This window comes from Streptomyces sp. NPDC055189 (genome assembly GCF_053606765.1).
Map to the genome: position 1 here is coordinate 101,700 of NZ_JBSGSG010000007.1, position 17,425 is coordinate 119,124.

Genomic DNA, 17,425 nt, shown 5'->3' on the forward strand with positions numbered 1-17,425 from the left:
CTCCTCGGGGGGATGGAAAGCGCGGGTGCTCCAGAATGGACGGTAAGGAGCACGGGCCCCGCCCGCACCGCGAGAGCCGCTATTCGGCGCAGCCCGCGGAGATCGTCCGCTCACCGCTCCGTTAGCCTGAGGGCACGATGAACCGGCTGATCACGTCATGGGGCGCGTACGACCTCACACGATTCCCCGAGGACCCCCGCGACCCGCTGCGTGCCTGGTCCGCCGCCGACGCCTACCTCCTGCGGCACCTCGCGGGGGAGACGGGCGAGACGGGGGAGAGCGGCGGGACGGCCGCGACGGAGCAGGGGGCCGAGCCCGTCGACCTCTCCGGGGCCGTGGCCGTCGTCGGCGACCGCTGGGGCGCGCTGACCACCGCCCTCGCCGGGTACGCGCCGACGCTGATCACCGACTCGTTCCTGGCCGGGGAGGCGACGCGGGCCAACGTGGCACGCGCCGGGTTCGCGCCGGACGCGGTGCGCATCTCGACGACCGGCGACGCACCGCCGAGCCGGATCGACGTACTCCTGGTCCGGGTGCCCAAGAGCCTCGCCCTCCTGGAGGACCAGCTGCACCGGCTCGCCCCCGCCCTGCACGCGGGCACGGTCGTCGTCGGCACCGGAATGGTCACCGAGATCCACACCTCGACGCTCGACCTGTTCGAGCGGATCATCGGCCCTACGCGGACGTCGCTCGCCCGGCAGAAGGCGCGGCTCATCTTCAGCACCCCGGACCCGGAGCGCGCCACCGGTGCCACCGGCGCCAGCCCCTGGCCGCGCCGCTATGTCCTCGACGCGGACTCCGGCGCGGGCACGGGACTGACCGCCGTCAATCACGCGGGCGTGTTCTGCGCCGACCGCCTCGACATCGGCACCCGCTTCTTCCTGCGCCATCTGCCGACCGGCAGGGGCGCCGAGCACATCGTCGACCTGGGCTGCGGCAACGGCGTGCTCGGCACGGCCGCCGCCGTCGCCGACCCGCAGGCCAGGGTCACCTTCATCGACGAGTCGTACCCCGCCGTCGCATCGGCCGAAGCCACCTTCCGCGCCAACGCGCTCGATTCCTCGCGGGCGGAGTTCGTCGCGGGCGACGCGCTGGCGGCCGTTCCCGCCGGATCGGTGGACCTCGTCCTGAACAACCCGCCCTTCCACAGCCACCAGGCGACCTCCGGTGCGACCGCCTGGCGGATGTTCAGCGGGGCGCGCGCCGCGCTGCGGCCGGGCGGTGAGCTGTGGGTCGTCGGCAACCGCCACCTCCAGTACCACGTGAAGCTGCGCAAGCTCTTCGGCAACTCCCAAGTCGTGGCGAGCGACCCGAAGTTCGTGGTCCTGCGGGCGGTCAAGCGCGACCGCTGACGCCGTCTCAGGCGTCGAAGGCGGTCGCCCGCGTCACCTTCTCCCATGCGGCGATCTCCGCGCGGACCGTGTCGAGGTGGCCGATGACCGCGTCCACGGAGTCGTCGCCCAGCGGAAGACGCAGCGGAGTGTCGTCTGCGTCGAGCGCGGTGATGATCGCGGCAGCCGCCTTCGCCGGGTCGCCGGGCTGCGCTCCGTCGCCGCCCCCTACCATCGCGCGGGTGGCGCCCGCCGTCTCCGCGTAGTCCGGGATCTCGGTCGGACTGGCGCTGGTGTTGCCGAACAGGTTGGTGCGGAACGCGCCGGGCTCCACCACGAGGACCTTGATGCCGAGCGGCCCCACCTCCCGGGCCAGCGCCTCCGACATCCCTTCAAGGGCGAACTTCGTTCCGCTGTACGCCGAGAACCCGGCGAAGGACATCTGCCCGCCCATGCTGCTCATCTGCACGATCGCCCCCGAGCGCCGTGCCCGCATGTGCGGAAGGACGGCGCGGGTCAGCGCGGCAGGGCCGAAGACGTGCACGTCGAACAGGGCGCGCAGCTCGGCGTCCGAGTCCTCCTCCAGGGCGCCGACGTGGCTGCGGCCGGCGTTGTTCACCAGTACGTCGATGCGGCCGTGCCGGTCTATGACGTCGTTCACGGCGGCTTCTATGCCGACCGTGTCTGTCACGTCGAGGGTCAGCGCCTCGACCTGGTCGGGGTGGGCGGCCACCAGGTCGTCCAGGGACGAGGCGTTGCGTGCGGTGGCCACGACCACGCCGCCCTCGGCGACGGCCGCCTCGGTGAACGCCCGTCCGAAGCCGCTGTTCGCGCCGGTCACGAGCCAAACCTTCGTCATGACGAACTCCCTTGTGATGATGGCCGGTTCATCGTTTCCCGGCTGCGTGGATCATCCTGCGGCAGAAGTCGGTGGCCCGTCCAAGACTTGACGTGATAGCTGATGGTTATGGACCTTCACGGCAGGGACGTACACGGCAGGGACGTACACAGCAGAGACGTACACACCAGGGATCTCCGCTACTTCGTCGCGGTGGCGCAGGAGCTGCACTTCACGCGGGCCGCCGAGCGGATCTTCGTCTCACAGCCCGCGCTGAGCAAGCAGATACGGGCCCTGGAGCGGCAGTTGGGGGCGGACCTCTTCGTGCGGGACCAGCGGGGCGTGCGGCTCACCTCCGCGGGTGCGGCTCTGCTGCCGCACGCACAACAGGTGCTCGAACGCTGGCACTTGGGCAACGAGGCAGTGGAGCGCGCGAAGACACAGGAGCGGGCCACGCTGTCCGTGGGCATGAGCACGCGGCCGGCCCGCGGAGGTCTCCTGCCGGCGGTGCGGTCCCGCTTCGGGGAGGCCCATCCGGCAGCCGTGATCCGGCTGCGGCAGGTGGCCTGGGACGACGCGAGCGCCGGCCTCGCCGACGGCACGACGGACGTGGCCTTCATCTGGCTGCCGCTGCCCGGCATGGAGCGCTACGAGTGGGTGGTGGTCGCCGAGGAGCCGCGTCATGTCGCCCTGCCCGATACGCACCGCCTCGCCGCCCTGGAGGAGGTCGACTTCGCGGATCTCGCCGACGAGCCCTTCCTCGCGCTGCCCGGGAGCGCGGGCGCGCTGCGGGACTACTGGCTCGCCCTCGACGCCCGCGCGGGCCGCCCGCCCCGCATCGGCGCGGAGATCGCCAGTACCGACGAGACGTACGAGGCGCTGGTGGACGGCCGTGGCGTCTGTCTGGTGGCCGCGGGCAACGCACCCCTGATCACCCTCGGCGGTGTCGTCACGCGCCCGGTCCGCGGCATCACGCCGAGCCGGTTCGCGCTGGCCTGGCGCGCGGGCGAGGACCGCCGACCGCTGGTGGGCGCGTACATCAAGGCGTGCGGGGAGGCGCTCGGGCGGGTGCGGTAGGCACGGCGGCAGGCCTCCGCGGGCGCATCTCGTCGCAACCGTTGACCTTGCCTCAACACCCCCTTAGCGTTTCGGCGTTCGGAGTATCAGATGCTGTTCGAGATTACGAACAACAGGGAGCCGCGTGAACCACCGCGAAGTACCCAGCCGCAGAAACGTACTGAGAGGAACCCTGGCGGTCGGCGCCCTCGCCGCCGCGCCGGTCCTGGCCGAGGCACCCGCCCACGCGGCGCCCCGGGCCACCGCCTACCGCAACCCGCTCGTCGAGCAGCGCGCCGACCCCCACATCACCCGCCACACCGACGGCCACTACTACTTCACGGCGACCTCCCCCGAGTACGACCGCATCATCCTGCGCCGCTCCCGCACCCTGCGGGGCCTGTCGCGGGCGGACGAGTCCGTCATCTGGCGGCGCCACACGAGCGGCGACATGGGCTCGCACATCTGGGCGCCGGAACTCCACCACATCAACGGCAAGTGGTACATCTACTTCGCCGCGGCCCCCGCCGACGACGTGTGGAAGATCCGCATCTGGGTCCTGGAGAACACCAACGCCAGCCCGCTCAAGGGGAGTTGGACCGAGAAGGGGCAGCTCACCACCGCCTGGGACACTTTCTCCCTCGACGCCACCACCTTCACTCACCGTGGCAGCCGCTACCTGGCCTGGGCGCAGTACGAACCGGGCATGGACAACAACACCGGCGTCTTCCTCTCACGGATGGCGAACCCCTGGGCCCTGACAGGACCTCAAATACGCTTGACCACACCCGAGTACGACTGGGAGTGCGTCGGATTCAAGGTGAACGAGGGGCCGTCCGTCATCCAGCGCAACGGCCGTGTCTTCCTCTCCTACTCCGCGTCGGCGACCGACTTCAACTACTGCATGGGGCTGCTCACCGCGGACACCCGCAGCGACCTCATGGACCCCGCCTCCTGGTCCAAGTCGCCGACCCCCGTATTCACCAGCAACGACACGACCAAGCAGTACGGTCCTGGCCACAACTGCTTCACCGTCGCCGAGGACGGCCGCACCGACGTCCTCGTCTACCACGCCCGCCAGTACAAGGACATCGTCGGCGATCCCCTCAATGACCCCAATCGCCACACCCGCATCCAGAAGTTCGGCTGGAGGGCGGATGGCACACCGGACTTCGGCGTCCCGGTCGCCGACGGCCCGGCGTCCTGAACGCGCCGGCCGCGGCTCACCGGAGGAAGGGACGCACGAAAGACCTCACGAAGGCGTTGCGGAACTTCCCGTGCGGATCCAGGAGTTGAGTGAGCGCGGCGAAATCGGCCGCGTGCGGATAGCGGGAGCCCAGTTCGGAGGGGTCGGCGCCGAACACCTTGCCCCAGTGCGGCCGGGGCGAGAACGACGCAAGGCGCTCCTCCATCCGCGCGACCACCGGGAGCACCGCCGACGCGTCCGGCACCCACGTGAAGTGGAACGCCACGGTGTCCCGGCCGTGAGCGGGGCTCAGCCACTGGGTGTCGGCGGCGACGGTACGCACCTCGCAGACCTGGAGGACGGGGGCGACCTCGTCCCTGAGCGCGTCCAGGGCATGCAGTGCCGCGAGGGCGTGCTCGCGCGGCAGCAGATACTCCGACTGGAGCTCGTCCCCGCTGCTCGGCGTGAACTCGGCCCGGAAGTGGGGGAGTCGTTCGTGCCACGCCCCCGGTACGCCGAGCTGCTCGGTGCAGTTGAGGGCGGGCATGCCCGGCACCGGATGCCGGGGTTCGCTCACGGGTGCCGCCCAGGGGAAGCCGACGGCGGCGTCACCGCGGTGCTTGAGCCACACCTGGTTGAAGCGCGGCCCGCGCCAGTCCGTGAACAGACTCACGCTGTAGGCCGCCGACGTCACCGCGTCGAAGTCGAGGTCGGCCAGCGGGAGTTCGCCGAACACGTGCTGGCTCACCGTGTAGAGCGGCTCCAGGTCCAGGGTGAGGGCGAGGACCACGCCGAGCGCGCCCAGCGAGACCACCGCGCCGTCGAAACCGTCGTCGCCACGGCTCAGTACGCGCGTCTGTCCGTCGGCGGTCATCAGCTCCACCGAGCGCACGACCTCAGCGAGGGACTGGTTCGCGTTGCCCGAGCCGTGCGTACCGGTGGCGACCGAACCGGCCACCGAGATGTGCGGCAGCGAGGCCATGTTGGGCAGGGCGAGCCCGTACGAGGCGACCCGGCGGGCGAGCTCGGCGTACCGCACGCCGCCCGACACACGTACCGTGCGCGCCGCGGTGTCCACGTCGACGGACGGCTCAAGGGCGGCGAGCGACACCAGGGCGGTGTCCGCCGCGCCGCCGTCCACGTCGGCGATCCGGTTGAAGGAGTGGCCGCTGCCGAGCACCCGCACCTGGCGGCTGCCGGTGACGAGGGAGCGCAGGGCGCCATGCGAGGCGGGACGGTGCAGCTCACGGGCGGAGAAGGTGATGTTCCCGGCCCAGTTGGTCACGGCAGTCGCGGCGGCGTCCTGGCCCGCGGTCACGGCGTCGGTCATGTTCGGGTTCCTCCCTCAGGGTCGCGAGGACACAACCCCCGCGGCCTCGTCCTCGTACGTCAGGCCGATCCGCGGATCACGAGCTCCGTCGGCAGAATCACCGCGGCCGGGTCCTCGCCGCCTATCTGGGCGAGAAGGACCCGCACCATCTCGGCGCTGATGCGGTCCCAGGGCTGGCGGACCGTCGTCAGCTCCGGGCGGGCGGTCAGCGCGGCGGGCGAGTCGTCGAAACCGCCGACCGCGATGTCCTCGGGGACGCGGCGGTCCGCGCGGTCGAGGACGGTCAGAACACCCTGCGCCATGAGGTCCGACGCCACGAACACGGCGTCCAGGTCGGGCGCCCGGGCGAGGAGCCGCGCCGCTGCGGCCTCACCGCCCGCCCGGCTGTAGTCGCCGGACGCGATGAGCCGCTCGTCGACCGCGATGCCCTCCTCGCCCAGGACCTCCCGGTAGCCCGCGAGGCGTTCGACGCCGCCGGGGGTGTCGAGCGGCCCGGTCACGGTGCCGATGCGGCGCCGCCCGAGGGAGAGCAGATGGCGCACCATGTCGCGGGCGCCGTCCCGGTCGTCCGCGGCGACATAACTCATCTTGGAGGCCTGGCCGATCGGCTTCCCGCAGGCCACCAGAGGCACCCCGGCCTCCCGCAGCTCGTCCGCGACGGGGTCGCCGGAGTGGCTGGAGACCAGGAGCACGCCGTCGACGTGTCCCGCGGTGATGTAGCGCATGATGCGGCGCCGCTCGTCCGGGGTGCCGGCCAGCATCAGGAGCAGCGGGATGTCGTGGGCGGCCAGCGCCTGCGTACAGCCGCGCAGCAGGACGTTGAAGTTGGGGTCCTCGAAGAAGCGCTCCTGCGGTTCGGTGAGCAGGAAGCCCACCGAGTCGGAGCGGCCGGTGATCAGCGAGCGGGCGTGCCGGTTGACCACGTAGCCGGTCTTGCGGATGGCCGCGTTGACGGCTTCCTCGGCGGAAGGGCTGACGTAGTGCCCGCCGTTGAGGACGCGGGAGACCGTGCCGCGCGAGACACCGGCCTCGCGGGCCACGTCGTGGATCGTCGGCGGCCTGCGCCTGCCCCCCGTTGCGTTCATGGTCACGACTTTACGGCTCCGGACAGCAGGTCGAGGCTCCAGAAGCGCTGGATGACCAGGAAGAGGGCGATGAGCGGTACGACGGCGAGCAGTGCGCCGGTGATCACGAGGGTGTAGAGCGCGGGGGTGTTGGAGCCCTGTTCCAGGAGCGTGAACAGGCCCAGCGTGATGGGGAACTTCTCGTCGTCGCTGAGCATGATGTAGGGGAGCAGGAAGTTGTTCCACACCGCCACGAACTGGAACAGGAACACCGTCACCAGGCCGGGCACCATCATCGGAAGCGCGATCCGCGTGAAGATCCGCCACTCGCTCGCACCGTCCATCCGCCCCGCCTCCACGACATCGCCGGGCACGGCGGCGGAGGCGTAGATCCGGGCGAGGTAAACGCCGTAGGGGGAGAGGACGAGCGGCAGCAGGACCGAGGCGTACGAATCGGTGAGGTCGGCTTTCGCGAGCAGTAGGTACTGCGGTACGGCCAGGATCACCGGCGGCATCAGGACGCCCGCCATGAGGATGTTGAAGACGGTCTCCCGGCCGCGGAAGCGGTAGACCGCGAGGGCGTAGCCGCTGACCGCGGAGACGGCCGTGGACAGGAGCGCGCCGAGACCGGCGTAGAGGGCGGAGTTGCCCATCCAGCGCCAGTAGATGCCGTCGCGGTAGGCGGACAGGTCCGTGATGTTGTCGGCGAAGCCGGTGCCGGGCCAGAACGTGAAGGTGGAGAAGAGTTCGCGGCCCGACTTGGTGGAGGCGATCACCACCCAGAGCACGGGCAGCAGGCAGTACAGGGCGCCGAGCACGAGTACGGCGGTCGGCAGGACGGCGATCCGGCGGGGCGGGGGCGGGCCCTGTGCGGTGCCGGGGGTGGTGCCCGCGGCGGGCGCGGCCTTGCGGACGGCGAGCGAGGTCGGCGAACTCATCGGGTCGCCTCCTTCTTGGTGCGGGAGTTCGCGGCGCGCAGGAACCCGAAGGACAGGACGAGCGTGGCGACGGCGATGAGCACGGCGGTGGCGGCGGCCGAGTTGATGTCACCCTTGCCGAAGGCGTCCTGGTACACCTTCATCAGCGGACTCCAGGTGGTGGAGACGGAGTTGGTGAGCGGCTTGAGGGTGGTGGGCTCGCTGAACACCTGGAGCGTCGCGATGATCGAGAAGAAGAAGGTGAGCACCAGCGAGGGCGCCACCATCGGGATCTTGATGCGCAGTGCGATCTGCAGCTGTGAGCAGCCGTCCAGCTTCGCCGCCTCGTGGACCTCGGCCGGGATGGCCCGCAGCGAGGTGTAGATGACGATCATGTTGAAGCCGGTGCCGCCCCAGACCGCGATGTTGGAGAGCGCGAGGTAGAGCGGGCCGCCGTCGAGCAGATCGGGCTGTGGCATGCCGAGCTTGTCGAGGACGTAGTAGAAGGGGCTGACGTCCTGGAGGTAGAGGAACCCCCACAGGAGTGCGGCGATGACCCCGGGCACGGCGTACGGCAGGAAGATCGCCAGGCGCGTGAACGGGGTGAGGCGTACCCGCTCGGTGTCCAGGAGCAGCGCGAAGAGCAGGGCGAGGCCGAGCATCACCGGGATGACGATGGCGCCGTAACCGAGGACGCGCAGCGCTCCGTGCAGGAGTTCGGAGTCGGTGAGGGCGTCGGTGTAGTTGCCGATGCCGGCCCACACCTCGCGCCGGGCGTCCTTGCCCAGGCCCAGGCCCTCCACCTCGACCTTGTGCAGGCTGAGCCAGATCGCGTAGCCGATGGGCAGGGCGAAGAAGAGCGCGAAGAGCAGGGTGGCGGGGAGCAGGAAGGCGTACGGGGCGCTCTTGAGCCCGTAACTGCCCCGGGGAGAGGTCTTGCGGCGCGGGCGTGCGGATGTCACGGCGCGACTCCGAAGCCCTGCTTCTTCAGGTCGGCGACGGTGGTGTCCTGCATGGTCTTCAGGGCGTCGCCGAAGTCGGACTTGTTCTTGGCGGCGGAGCCGAAGGCGTCCTTGAACGTGGTGTAGGCGACGTTCACGTTCGGGCCCCAGGCGCCGGGCGCGGCGGTCTTGGCGATCTCGGCGGCCTGCGGGTAGAAGTCCTTCTGTCCGGCGAAGTAGGCCGGGGGTTCGGCGAAGGCGCCGCTGGTCTGGGCGGCGGTGGCGGCGGGGTAGATGCCGCCCTCCTTCGCGAGTGCGTCCAGGGCCTTCGGGTCGGTGTTGAGCCAGGCGGCGAACTTGGCGGCGGCGCCCTTGTGGTCGCTGTCGGTGGTGACGGCGGTCGAAGAGCCGCCCCAGCTGCCGGTGGTGTTGTCGCCCTTGGACCACTGAGGCAGCGGCGCCATGGCCCACTTGCCCTTGGTGTCGGGGGCGGCCGTGGTGAGGGTGCCGGGCGCCCACACGGCGCTCACCCAGGCGATCTGCTTGCCGGTGTTCAGGGCCTTGTTCCAGGCGGGGGTGTACATCGGCTGGTTGTCGATGGCGCCCTCCTCGACCAGGCCGCCCCAGAAGTCGGCCACCTTGCGCGTGGCGGCGTCGTCGATGCCGACCTTCCACTTCTCGCCCTCGGTGGTCCACCACTTGGCGCCGGCCTGCTGGGCGAGGCCCGCGAAGAGCCCGGAGTCGTTCGCGGAGAACGTGGTGAGGTCCTTGCCGGCGTCCTTCTTCTTCAGTGCGCGGGCGGTCTCGGCGAACTCCTCCCACGTGGTGGGGACCTTGAGGTCGTACTTCTTGAAGAGATCGGCGCGGTAGTAGAACATCATCGGCCCCGAGTCCTGCGGCACCGCGTACACCGCGTCCGAGCCGAGCGTCGTCTGCTGCCACACGCCTTCGGGGAACTCGCCCTTGGCCTTGCCCACTTCACCGGATATGTCGGCGAGCGCGTCGTTGCTGACCAGGGTCGGCAGCGCCTGGTACTCGGCCTGGACCAGGTCGGGGGCCTTCTTGGCCTTGTGGGCGGTGAGGATCTTGGTGACGAGGGTGTCGCCGGAGGCCTGCTTCTTGACGGTGACCTTGATCTGTTCCTTCTTGCCGGGGCCCTTGTTCCACAGATCGACGACCTTGTCCATGCCGGGCGTCCAGGCCCAGTACGTCAGTGCGGCGGGGCCCGACTCCGCCTGGCTGTCGTCGTCCGACGAGCCGCAGGCGGTGAGGGCGGCCGCGCCGAGGGCGAGGGTGAGCGAAGTGGCGTAGAAGCGGCGGTGCTTCGTGAACGGCATGGATGGTCTCCCCTGACCGGGTGGCTGTGCCGGCTGCGTCGAGCGGCCTGCCACGCATCTGTGAGCGTTCACAGTAGAGAAACATCCAGGACACTTGTCAATGGTTGTTGCTGTGCGGTTATGTTGAGATCAGAACCGCGAAAGTGTGTGTGCACGTTCCCAATTGATGTTTCAGACTGCTGCTTCCAACCGTGCTTTCAACCGTGCTTCCAACTGATCGATGACTCGGGAGAGACCCATGCCGGAGAACACCCCCACGGGCCTGACAGGGCTCGCCTTCGGTGGGGACTACAACCCCGAGCAGTGGCCGGAATCCGTCTGGCGCGAGGACGTGGCGCTGATGCGCGAGGCCGGCGTCACGATGGTGAGCGTCGGGATCTTCTCCTGGGCGCTGCTCGAACCGTCGCCGGGCGTCCACGACTTCGGCTGGCTCGACCGGATCCTGGACCTCCTGCACGAGAACGGCATCCGCGTCGACCTCGGCACCCCGACGGTCGCGCCGCCCGCCTGGTTCTACCGCGCGCACCCCGATGCCCTGCCCGTCACCGCCGAGGGCGTGCGCTACGAGTTCGGCTCACGCGGTGCCATCTGCCACAGCAACGCCGCCTACCGCGAGGCCTCCTCCGACATCACCGAGCAGCTCGCCCACCGGTACGCCGGGCATCCGGCCCTTGCGATGTGGCACGTCCACAACGAGTTCGGGGTGCCGGTCTCCGCCTGCTACTGCCAGTCGTGCGCCGCCCACTTCCGGCGCTGGCTCCAGACGGCGTACGACAGCGTCGAAGCGGTCAACGAGGCGTGGGGCACGGCCTTCTGGGGCCAGCGCTACGGCTCCTTCGAGGAGATCGAGCCGCCGCGCGCCACGCCCACGGTCGGCAACCCCGCCCAGGCCCTGGACTACCGCCGGTTCGCCGACGCGACCCTGCGCGAGAACTTCGTGCGCGAGCGCGACATCCTGCACCGCCTCGCCCCCGGCACCCCCGTCACCACCAACTTCATGACCGCGCTCAGCCAGTGCGACTCCCTGGACTACTGGGCCTGGGGCCGCGAGGTCGACCTCGTCACCAACGACCACTACCTGATCACCGACGGCCGCCGCACCCACGTCAACCTCGCCATGGCCGCCGACCTCACCCGCTCCGTCGCGGGCGGCGAACCCTGGCTGCTCCTGGAGCACTCCACGTCCGGCGTGAACTGGCAGCCCCGCAACCCGGCGAAGGCGCCGGGACAGATGGCGCGCAACTCCCTCGCCCATGTCGCGCGCGGCTCCGAGGGTGCCATGTTCTTCCAGTGGCGGCAGTCGCGGCGCGGCGCGGAGAAGTTCCACTCGGCGATGCTGCCGCACGCCGGGACGGACTCGCGGGTGTGGCGCGAGGTCGTCGAACTCGGTTCATCAGTAGGCGAGTTGGAGTCACTGAAGGGCACGCGGACCGTCGCCGACGTGGCCGTGCTGTGGGACTGGCACTCCTGGTGGGCGCAGACCCTGCAGTGGCGCCCCAGCGAGGACCACGACGCACGGGAGCGCGCCGACACGTTCTACGAGGCGCTCTACGACCGGCACCTCACCGTCGACTTCGCCCACCCCGAGGCCGACCTGTCGCCCTACCCCCTGGTCGTCGTGCCCGCTCTGTACCTGGCGACGGAGGCGGCCGCGTTCAACCTCAAGAACTACGTGGCGCAGGGCGGCACGCTCCTCGTCTCCTACTTCTCCGGCATCGTCGACGAGCACGACGCCGTGCACCCCGGCCCCTGCCCCGGCGCCCTGCGCGACGTGCTCGGCCTGACCGTCGAGGAGTTCTCACCGCTGCTCGACGGCCAGTCGGTGCGCATCACGGGCCCCGACGACGCCGCACTCACCGGCGACGTATGGACGGAGTTCGTCGTGCCCCGCGGCGCCGAGACCGTGTGGACGTACGCGGAGGGCCTGGCCGCCGGGCGTCCCGCCGTCACCCGGCACCGGCTCGGCGAGGGCACCGCCTGGTACGTCTCCACGCGGCTGACCGCCCGCGATCTCGACACCCTGCTCGCCGCCGCCTGCGCCGACGCGGGTGTCACCGAGCGGCCCGAACTCCCGCGTGACGTCGAGGTGGTGACCCGGCGGGGCGACACCGGCACCTACGTCTTCGCCATCAACCACTCCGAGTCCGACGCCAAGGTGCCGCTCGACGCGCACGGCACCGAACTCCTCACCGGCGAGCGCGCCGCGGGCCGCCTCGCGGTGCCCGCGGGCGCGGTCCGGGTCGTGCGCCTCGACGGCTGACCGGCCCCCAGACGCCGGGCGGGTCCGTGGGGGACCCCACCCGGTCCGGTGGCGGGGCGCCCATAGCGTGGGGCCCGGCGGGGCCGGGGGCCCGGGGGGGGGGGGGGGGGGGGGGGGGGGGGGGGGGCCGCCGCGGCGCCGGCCGCCGCCCCCCCCCCACCACCCCCCCCCTCATCTCCCCCCACTCCACGTACCGCGAAGTCGAAGGGACATCGACGATGCACGGAAACGGAACACCCGGTACGGACGGGATACCCGGTACGCACGGGGCACCCGATACGGACGGAATACGCGGATCACGCGCCACCCGCAGAACCGTCCTGGCAGCCGCACTCGGCGGCGCCGCCCTCACGGTCCTGCCCGCCCGGACGGCGAGCGCCGCCGCCACCCTCACCAACGGGGGATTCGAGAGCGGCGCCACCGGCTGGAGCACCTACGGCACCGCCGCCGCGTCCTTCGCCGAGGCAGGGGGTCGCACCGGCGGCCGGCGCCTGTCGCACTGGTCGGCATCCGCGTACAAGGTCGAGACCTACCAGTACCTCACCGGCCTCACCGACGGCACCTACACGCTCACCGCCTGGGTCCGCTCCAGCGGCGGCCAGAAGTCCGCCTACCTGGCCCTCAAGAGCGGCTCCGCCGAACAGCGCACCGACCTGCCGCCCACCCCGAACGGCACATGGATCCGCCTCGTCACCTCCGTCACGGTGACCGGCGGCGCGTGCACCGTCCGGCTGTACTCCGATGCGAACGCGGGGAATTGGGCGAACTTCGACGACCTCACCCTCACGCCGGGATCGACCGGGCTGCCGATCAAGGGCGCCGACATCTCCTCGCTCAAGAAGAGCGAGGACCTCGGCGGCGTCTACCGCACCGGATCGGGCGCCGAGGCCGACGCGCTCGCCGTGCTCAAGTCCGCCGGGATGAACTACGCCCGCCTGCGCGTGTGGGTCGACCCGGCCGACGGCTACTGCGACAAGGCGCATGTCCTCGCCGTGGCCAAGCGCGTCAAGGCGCGGGGCATGAAGCTCCTCGTCGACTTCCACTACTCCGACACCTGGACCGACCTGGGTGCCCAGACGATCCCGTCGGCCTGGGCGGGACACTCCTACGCCCAGCTGACGAAGGACGTCCACGACCACACGTACGACGTCCTGAACGCGCTGAAGGCGCAGGGCACCACCGCCGACATGGTGCAGATCGGCAACGAGCTGAACGGGGGCATGCTGTGGCCCGCGGGATCGACCTCCGACTGGTCGCGGCTCGCCGGTCTCCTGACGGCGGGGGCGACGGCCGCGAAGGCGGTCTCGGCGGGCACGCTGGTGGCCCTGCACCTCGCCAACGGCGGCGACAACGCCCTGTACCGCACCTGGTTCGACAACGCGGTCTCCCGAAAGGTGCCCTTCGACGTCATCGGCCTGTCCTTCTACGGCTACTGGCACGGTGCCCTCAGCGACCTCCAGGCCAACATGGACGATCTCGCCGCGCGGTACGCCAAGCCGCTCTTCGTCGGCGAGACGGCCTACCCCTTCCGTCTCGACAGTGACGACGACTGGGAGGACGTCATCGACAAGACCGGGGAACTCGTCGGCGGTTATCCCGCGACCGAGGCGGGCCAGGCGGCCTGGTTCCGCGACATCCAGAGCGTCGTCGAGGCGGTCCCGTCCCGCCGAGGTCTGGGTGTCTTCTGGTGGGACGCCACCTGGACCGCCGTCGAGGGCAACGGCTGGGACCCGACGGACCCCTCGACGGGCAACGCCTGGGAGAACCAGGCGCTCTTCGACTACGACGGCGTGCCGACCGATGCCATGAGCGGATTCACGCACCGCTAGCCCGGGTTGCTCAGGCCCGCATCACAAGGCGGTCCACCGCGGGGTTCCCCGAGCCGTACGCGTGGTTCCCCGAGCCGTAGGGCACCGGAAGCAGTCCGCCGTCCCCGGTCGCGTACAGCGCCTGTTCGAGTCCGCTCACCAGGTGCTGTACGTCGATCGGCGGCCGGACCACCAGGCGCAGGAAGCGGCTGGAGCTGCCGATCTTGTTGCCGCACTCGCGGACCAGGATGCCGTGCTCCACGAGGAGCCGGTCCCGCAGGACCGCTCCGTCGACGCCGTCGGGCAGCCGCACGTACACGAAGTTGCCCTGTGAGGGATAGCTGGTGAGGCCGGGGAGGCGCCCGAGGTGCCAGATCATCTCCTGGCGGTCCCTGCGCACCTGACGCAGGCTCAGGTCATAGGCGTGGCGGTGCTGCTTCAACATGAACACCACCGTCTCCGCGAAGGAGTTGAGGTTCCACTTCGGCAGCGCGGCACGCACTCTGCCCGCCAGGCCCGGATTGGCCACGAGATAGCCGAAGCGCACCCCGTGCAGCCCGAAGTTCTTGCCGAGGCTGCGCAGCACGATGACATTGGGCCGCAGGACCGCCTCGTCGGCGACGCTCGACTCCGGTCCCGCGTCGGCGAACTCCAGGAACGACTCGTCCACGACGACCAGATCGAGATCCTGCAGCGCGTCGAGCAGCGCGAGCACGGAGCGGCGCGGGAGCATGCCTCCGTCCGGGTTGTTGGGGTTGCAGATGACCGCTGTGCGAGAACCCCGCGAGCGCACGAAATCCACGAAGGCTCCCGGATCGAGCACGAAGCCGTCGGACTCGGGAAGCAGGAACATGTCCACGCGCTTGCCGGTCTCCATCGACTGATCGGTCCACCGCCCGAACGTCGGCACGGGCACGGCGAGCGCGTCGCGCACCAGCAAGTGGTCGATCCAGGTGATGAGTTCGGTCGAGCCGTTGCCCATCACGACGGTCTGCGGGTTGAGCCCGAGCACGGCACTGAGCTCGGCGGCGATGGTGTCCGCGCCGCTCGGGTAGTACGTGAGGATGTCCCGCAGCCGCCCGCCGAGCTCCTCGTACATCTCGGGAGTCGGGAAGTAGGGATTGCACGGGATGCAGAAGTCGACGAGCGGCTGTCCGCTGTGCGCAGCCGCCCTGTTCAGCGCGGAGTACGAGGGGGTGTGCGCGGTGGACGCGCGGAAGAGAGCGGTGACGTTGCCCGCGTCTGCCATGGGAGGCCTCCGGATGGGGGAGGTGGTGTCTCCCGTACATACGTACGCGGGAGCGCGCATGCTCAACCAGTGGGGCGCCAGGGGGGATTGAGACAGCTCCCGGCGGCCGGGGGAGCCCCGGTCAGCTCTCCGGGATCCAGACCCGCATGGCCCCCTCCTCCCGGTTCGCCCACGCGTAGTACGGCACCGCGGTCAGCCGCGTCTCCCGCCCCCGGGACCGCACGCGGCCGGATGCGGTCACGACGGTGACGCCGCCCAGGAGATCCGGGCGGTGGCCGGTGGCGATGCGGGCGGCCGGCGCGAGGGTCACGTCGTCGAGACGCAGGCCCGCCTCCTGGTCGACGCTCTCCAGGCAGTACACGAGGGGCCCGCGCTCCAATGCCAGGCAGCCGCGGACGGCGTCCACCCGCGGATCCGGTTCCTTGAGCCGTACGTCCAGGGCCAGGTCCAGGACGACGCGCTCGCCGGGGCGCCAGCGGCGGCGGATCCGCAGCCAGCCGGGGTCGGTCTCGGTGCGGTCCTGCCGGTCCTGCCGGTCCGGCGCGGCCACCGTGAACTCGGCGCACCAGGCGGGGATGCGCAGCGAAAGCGTCCATTCGCGGTCCGCCGGAGCCGTGTCGACGGTGACCGTGACGCGGCCCTTCCACGGGTACTCCGTCTCCACGGTGACCGCCCCGCCACCCACTGTGCCGCCCGCGCCGTCGGTCGCGTACGTACCCGTCGCGTACTGGTGCAGCTGCAGGCCGTCCGCGTCGCCGCTCGCCACATAGTGGGGGAGCGAGGCAAGGAGGCGCATCACGTTCGGCGGGCAGCAGGCGCAGCGGAACCAGGGCGTGCGGCGGGCCGTTCCGTCGCCGGGAAGGGCCTCGTGGTCGTCGCGGACCTGGAGCGGGTTGACGTACAGCCAGCGGTCGCCGTCCAGGGAGACTCCCGACAGGAAGCCGTTGTAGAGAGTGCGCTCGATCAGGTCGGAGTAGCGGGTCTCGCCGGTGAGCAGCGCCATCCGCCAGGACCACTGCACGGAGGCGATGGCCGCGCAGGTCTCCGCGTACGCCCGGTCGGGCGGCAGCTCGAAGGGCTCGCCGAACGCCTCGCCCTCGTGCCGTGCGCCGACCCCGCCGGTGAGGTACGTCTTCTCGGTGGTCATGGCGTGCCAGAGCCGCTCCAGGGCCTCGCGCAGCGAGGTGTCACCGGTCTCCATGGCCAGGTCGGCGGCCCCGGCCAGGAGATACAGCTGCCGCACGGCGTGCCCGGTGACCGTCGGCGCCTCGCGTACGGGGAGATGGTCCTGCCAGTACGCCGGACCCGGATCGCGGTGGCGGTCGGCGCCCGCCGCGAGCAGTCCGTGGCCGCGACGGTCGGTGAAGTGGCCTGCGAGGTCGAGGAAGCGCCGCTCGCCGGTCTCGCGGTACAGCTCCACCAGGGCGGTCTCGATCTCCGGATGCCCGCAGATCCCGTCGGTCTTCCGGTCCGGCGTGGCGTCCGCCCCGAAGACGGAGTCGATGTGCGCGGCGAACCGCACGGCCACGTCCAGGAGTTCGCGGCGGCCTGTGGTGCGGTGGTGCGCAACGGCCGCCTGGATCAGATGACCCGCGCAGTACAGCTCGTGGCCCCAGTCGAGCTCGCTCCAGCGCCGTTCGGGGCGGGCGACCTGGTAGTACGTCTGGAGATAGCCGTCGGGTTCCTGGGCGGCGGCGACGAGCGACACCAGGCGGTGCACGTCCCCGCCGGGCCCGTCCCCGCCGGGTTCGTCGGCCAGCTGCCAGGAGGCGGCCTCGAGCCACTTGTGGACGTCGGAGTCCTGGAACGGGTAATCCCCGGCGAAGGCGCCGGAGCCCTCCGCCGCCGCACGCAGATTGGCCAGGTTCCCCGCCTGTTCGAGGCGCCCGGGGCCCTGCGGGATGCTCACCGAGGCGTTGACGCGCCGACGGGCCGCCCAGAATCCGCCGGTGATGCGCGCCCCGGACGCCGGGCGCAGGGCGGTGTGCGCGTTCGCACGGAGACGGATCGGTCCCGCGGGTATGTGCGGGGGCGTGAGATCGGGCATGCGTGCCAATTCCTCTGCGCCACGTTCGTTCGGCATCTGGAACATCGTTCGGAAATTTGCT

At 70.8% G+C, this 17,425-nt stretch carries 13 protein-coding genes; 5 read left to right on the forward strand and 8 right to left on the reverse strand.

Annotation, left to right across the window (positions count from 1 at the left end):
* The first annotated feature begins 137 nt into the window (after positions 1-137).
* Positions 138-1,352 carry a methyltransferase gene (locus ACWFR3_RS07740; protein ID WP_453733654.1) on the forward strand — a complete coding sequence of 405 codons (1,215 nt, stop codon included), beginning with the start codon at positions 138-140 and terminating at the stop codon, positions 1,350-1,352.
* A 7-nt stretch (positions 1,353-1,359) separates the two neighbouring features.
* Here the strand turns inward: ACWFR3_RS07740 and ACWFR3_RS07745 are convergent, their stop codons facing one another.
* Entirely contained in the window at positions 1,360-2,190 is an 831-nt protein-coding gene (locus ACWFR3_RS07745) for an oxidoreductase (RefSeq protein WP_453733655.1), read from the reverse strand.
* A 108-nt stretch (positions 2,191-2,298) separates the two neighbouring features.
* Between ACWFR3_RS07745 and ACWFR3_RS07750 the strand changes: the two genes are divergently transcribed.
* Positions 2,299-3,246 carry a LysR family transcriptional regulator gene (locus tag ACWFR3_RS07750; RefSeq protein ID WP_453733656.1) on the forward strand — a complete coding sequence of 316 codons (948 nt, stop codon included), beginning with the start codon at positions 2,299-2,301 and terminating at the stop codon, positions 3,244-3,246.
* 124 nt (positions 3,247-3,370) lie between these two features.
* Positions 3,371-4,432 (forward strand): glycoside hydrolase family 43 protein, encoded by a 1,062-nt coding sequence (locus tag ACWFR3_RS07755; protein ID WP_453733657.1) that lies wholly within the window; start codon positions 3,371-3,373, stop codon positions 4,430-4,432.
* A gap of 16 nt (positions 4,433-4,448) precedes the next feature.
* Here the strand turns inward: ACWFR3_RS07755 and ACWFR3_RS07760 are convergent, their stop codons facing one another.
* The 5 genes from ACWFR3_RS07760 to ACWFR3_RS07780 are packed head-to-tail and all read right to left on the reverse strand — an operon-like array spanning position 4,449 to position 10,000.
* Entirely contained in the window at positions 4,449-5,741 is a 1,293-nt protein-coding gene (locus ACWFR3_RS07760; RefSeq protein WP_453733658.1) for a D-arabinono-1,4-lactone oxidase, read from the reverse strand.
* A 59-nt stretch (positions 5,742-5,800) separates the two neighbouring features.
* Entirely contained in the window at positions 5,801-6,832 is a 1,032-nt protein-coding gene (locus ACWFR3_RS07765) for a LacI family DNA-binding transcriptional regulator (RefSeq protein ID WP_453733659.1), read from the reverse strand.
* Positions 6,829-7,743: a carbohydrate ABC transporter permease gene (locus ACWFR3_RS07770; protein WP_453733660.1), complete on the reverse strand. Its 915-nt coding sequence runs from the start codon at positions 7,741-7,743 to the stop codon at positions 6,829-6,831. Before ACWFR3_RS07770 ends, ACWFR3_RS07765 begins: the two co-directional genes overlap by 4 nt.
* A complete protein-coding gene (locus tag ACWFR3_RS07775) occupies positions 7,740-8,684 on the reverse strand; it encodes a carbohydrate ABC transporter permease (RefSeq protein WP_453733661.1) in 945 nt (314 codons plus the stop codon). The genes ACWFR3_RS07770 and ACWFR3_RS07775 overlap by 4 nt, the downstream gene beginning before the upstream one ends.
* Positions 8,681-10,000, reverse strand: a complete 1,320-nt coding sequence (locus ACWFR3_RS07780; RefSeq protein WP_453733662.1) for an extracellular solute-binding protein — start codon at positions 9,998-10,000, stop codon at positions 8,681-8,683. The genes ACWFR3_RS07775 and ACWFR3_RS07780 overlap by 4 nt, the downstream gene beginning before the upstream one ends.
* A gap of 238 nt (positions 10,001-10,238) precedes the next feature.
* Here ACWFR3_RS07780 and ACWFR3_RS07785 point away from each other — a divergent pair, with 238 nt between their 5' ends.
* Both ACWFR3_RS07785 and ACWFR3_RS07790 read left to right on the forward strand, forming a co-directional pair.
* Entirely contained in the window at positions 10,239-12,260 is a 2,022-nt protein-coding gene (locus ACWFR3_RS07785) for a beta-galactosidase (protein ID WP_453733663.1), read from the forward strand.
* A 218-nt stretch (positions 12,261-12,478) separates the two neighbouring features.
* Positions 12,479-14,089, forward strand: a complete 1,611-nt coding sequence (locus tag ACWFR3_RS07790) for a glycosyl hydrolase 53 family protein (protein ID WP_453733664.1) — start codon at positions 12,479-12,481, stop codon at positions 14,087-14,089.
* Positions 14,090-14,099: 10 nt separating this feature from the next.
* On the opposite strand, the gene ACWFR3_RS07795 is transcribed toward ACWFR3_RS07790, so the two are convergent.
* Together ACWFR3_RS07795 and ACWFR3_RS07800 are read right to left on the reverse strand one after the other, a co-directional pair.
* On the reverse strand, positions 14,100-15,317 hold the full coding sequence (locus ACWFR3_RS07795) for a pyridoxal phosphate-dependent aminotransferase (RefSeq protein ID WP_453733665.1): 1,218 nt from the start codon (positions 15,315-15,317) through the stop codon (positions 14,100-14,102).
* A gap of 121 nt (positions 15,318-15,438) precedes the next feature.
* On the reverse strand, positions 15,439-17,364 hold the full coding sequence (locus ACWFR3_RS07800; protein ID WP_453733666.1) for a glycoside hydrolase family 127 protein: 1,926 nt from the start codon (positions 17,362-17,364) through the stop codon (positions 15,439-15,441).
* Positions 17,365-17,425 lie beyond the last annotated feature (61 nt).

Bases quoted from the DNA above. Each gene is read 5' to 3' on its own strand.
- ACWFR3_RS07785 (WP_453733663.1), top strand. From the start codon at position 10,239: ATGCCGGAGAACACCCCCACGGGCCTGACAGGGCTCGCCTTCGGTGGG.
- ACWFR3_RS07750 (WP_453733656.1), top strand. From the start codon at position 2,299: ATGGACCTTCACGGCAGGGACGTACACGGCAGGGACGTACACAGCAGA.
- ACWFR3_RS07745 (WP_453733655.1), bottom strand. From the start codon at position 2,190: ATGACGAAGGTTTGGCTCGTGACCGGCGCGAACAGCGGCTTCGGACGG.
- ACWFR3_RS07740 (WP_453733654.1), top strand. From the start codon at position 138: ATGAACCGGCTGATCACGTCATGGGGCGCGTACGACCTCACACGATTC.
- ACWFR3_RS07790 (WP_453733664.1), top strand. From the start codon at position 12,479: ATGCACGGAAACGGAACACCCGGTACGGACGGGATACCCGGTACGCAC.
- ACWFR3_RS07800 (WP_453733666.1), bottom strand. From the start codon at position 17,364: ATGCCCGATCTCACGCCCCCGCACATACCCGCGGGACCGATCCGTCTC.
- ACWFR3_RS07795 (WP_453733665.1), bottom strand. From the start codon at position 15,317: ATGGCAGACGCGGGCAACGTCACCGCTCTCTTCCGCGCGTCCACCGCG.
- ACWFR3_RS07770 (WP_453733660.1), bottom strand. From the start codon at position 7,743: ATGAGTTCGCCGACCTCGCTCGCCGTCCGCAAGGCCGCGCCCGCCGCG.
- ACWFR3_RS07780 (WP_453733662.1), bottom strand. From the start codon at position 10,000: ATGCCGTTCACGAAGCACCGCCGCTTCTACGCCACTTCGCTCACCCTC.
- ACWFR3_RS07760 (WP_453733658.1), bottom strand. From the start codon at position 5,741: ATGACCGACGCCGTGACCGCGGGCCAGGACGCCGCCGCGACTGCCGTG.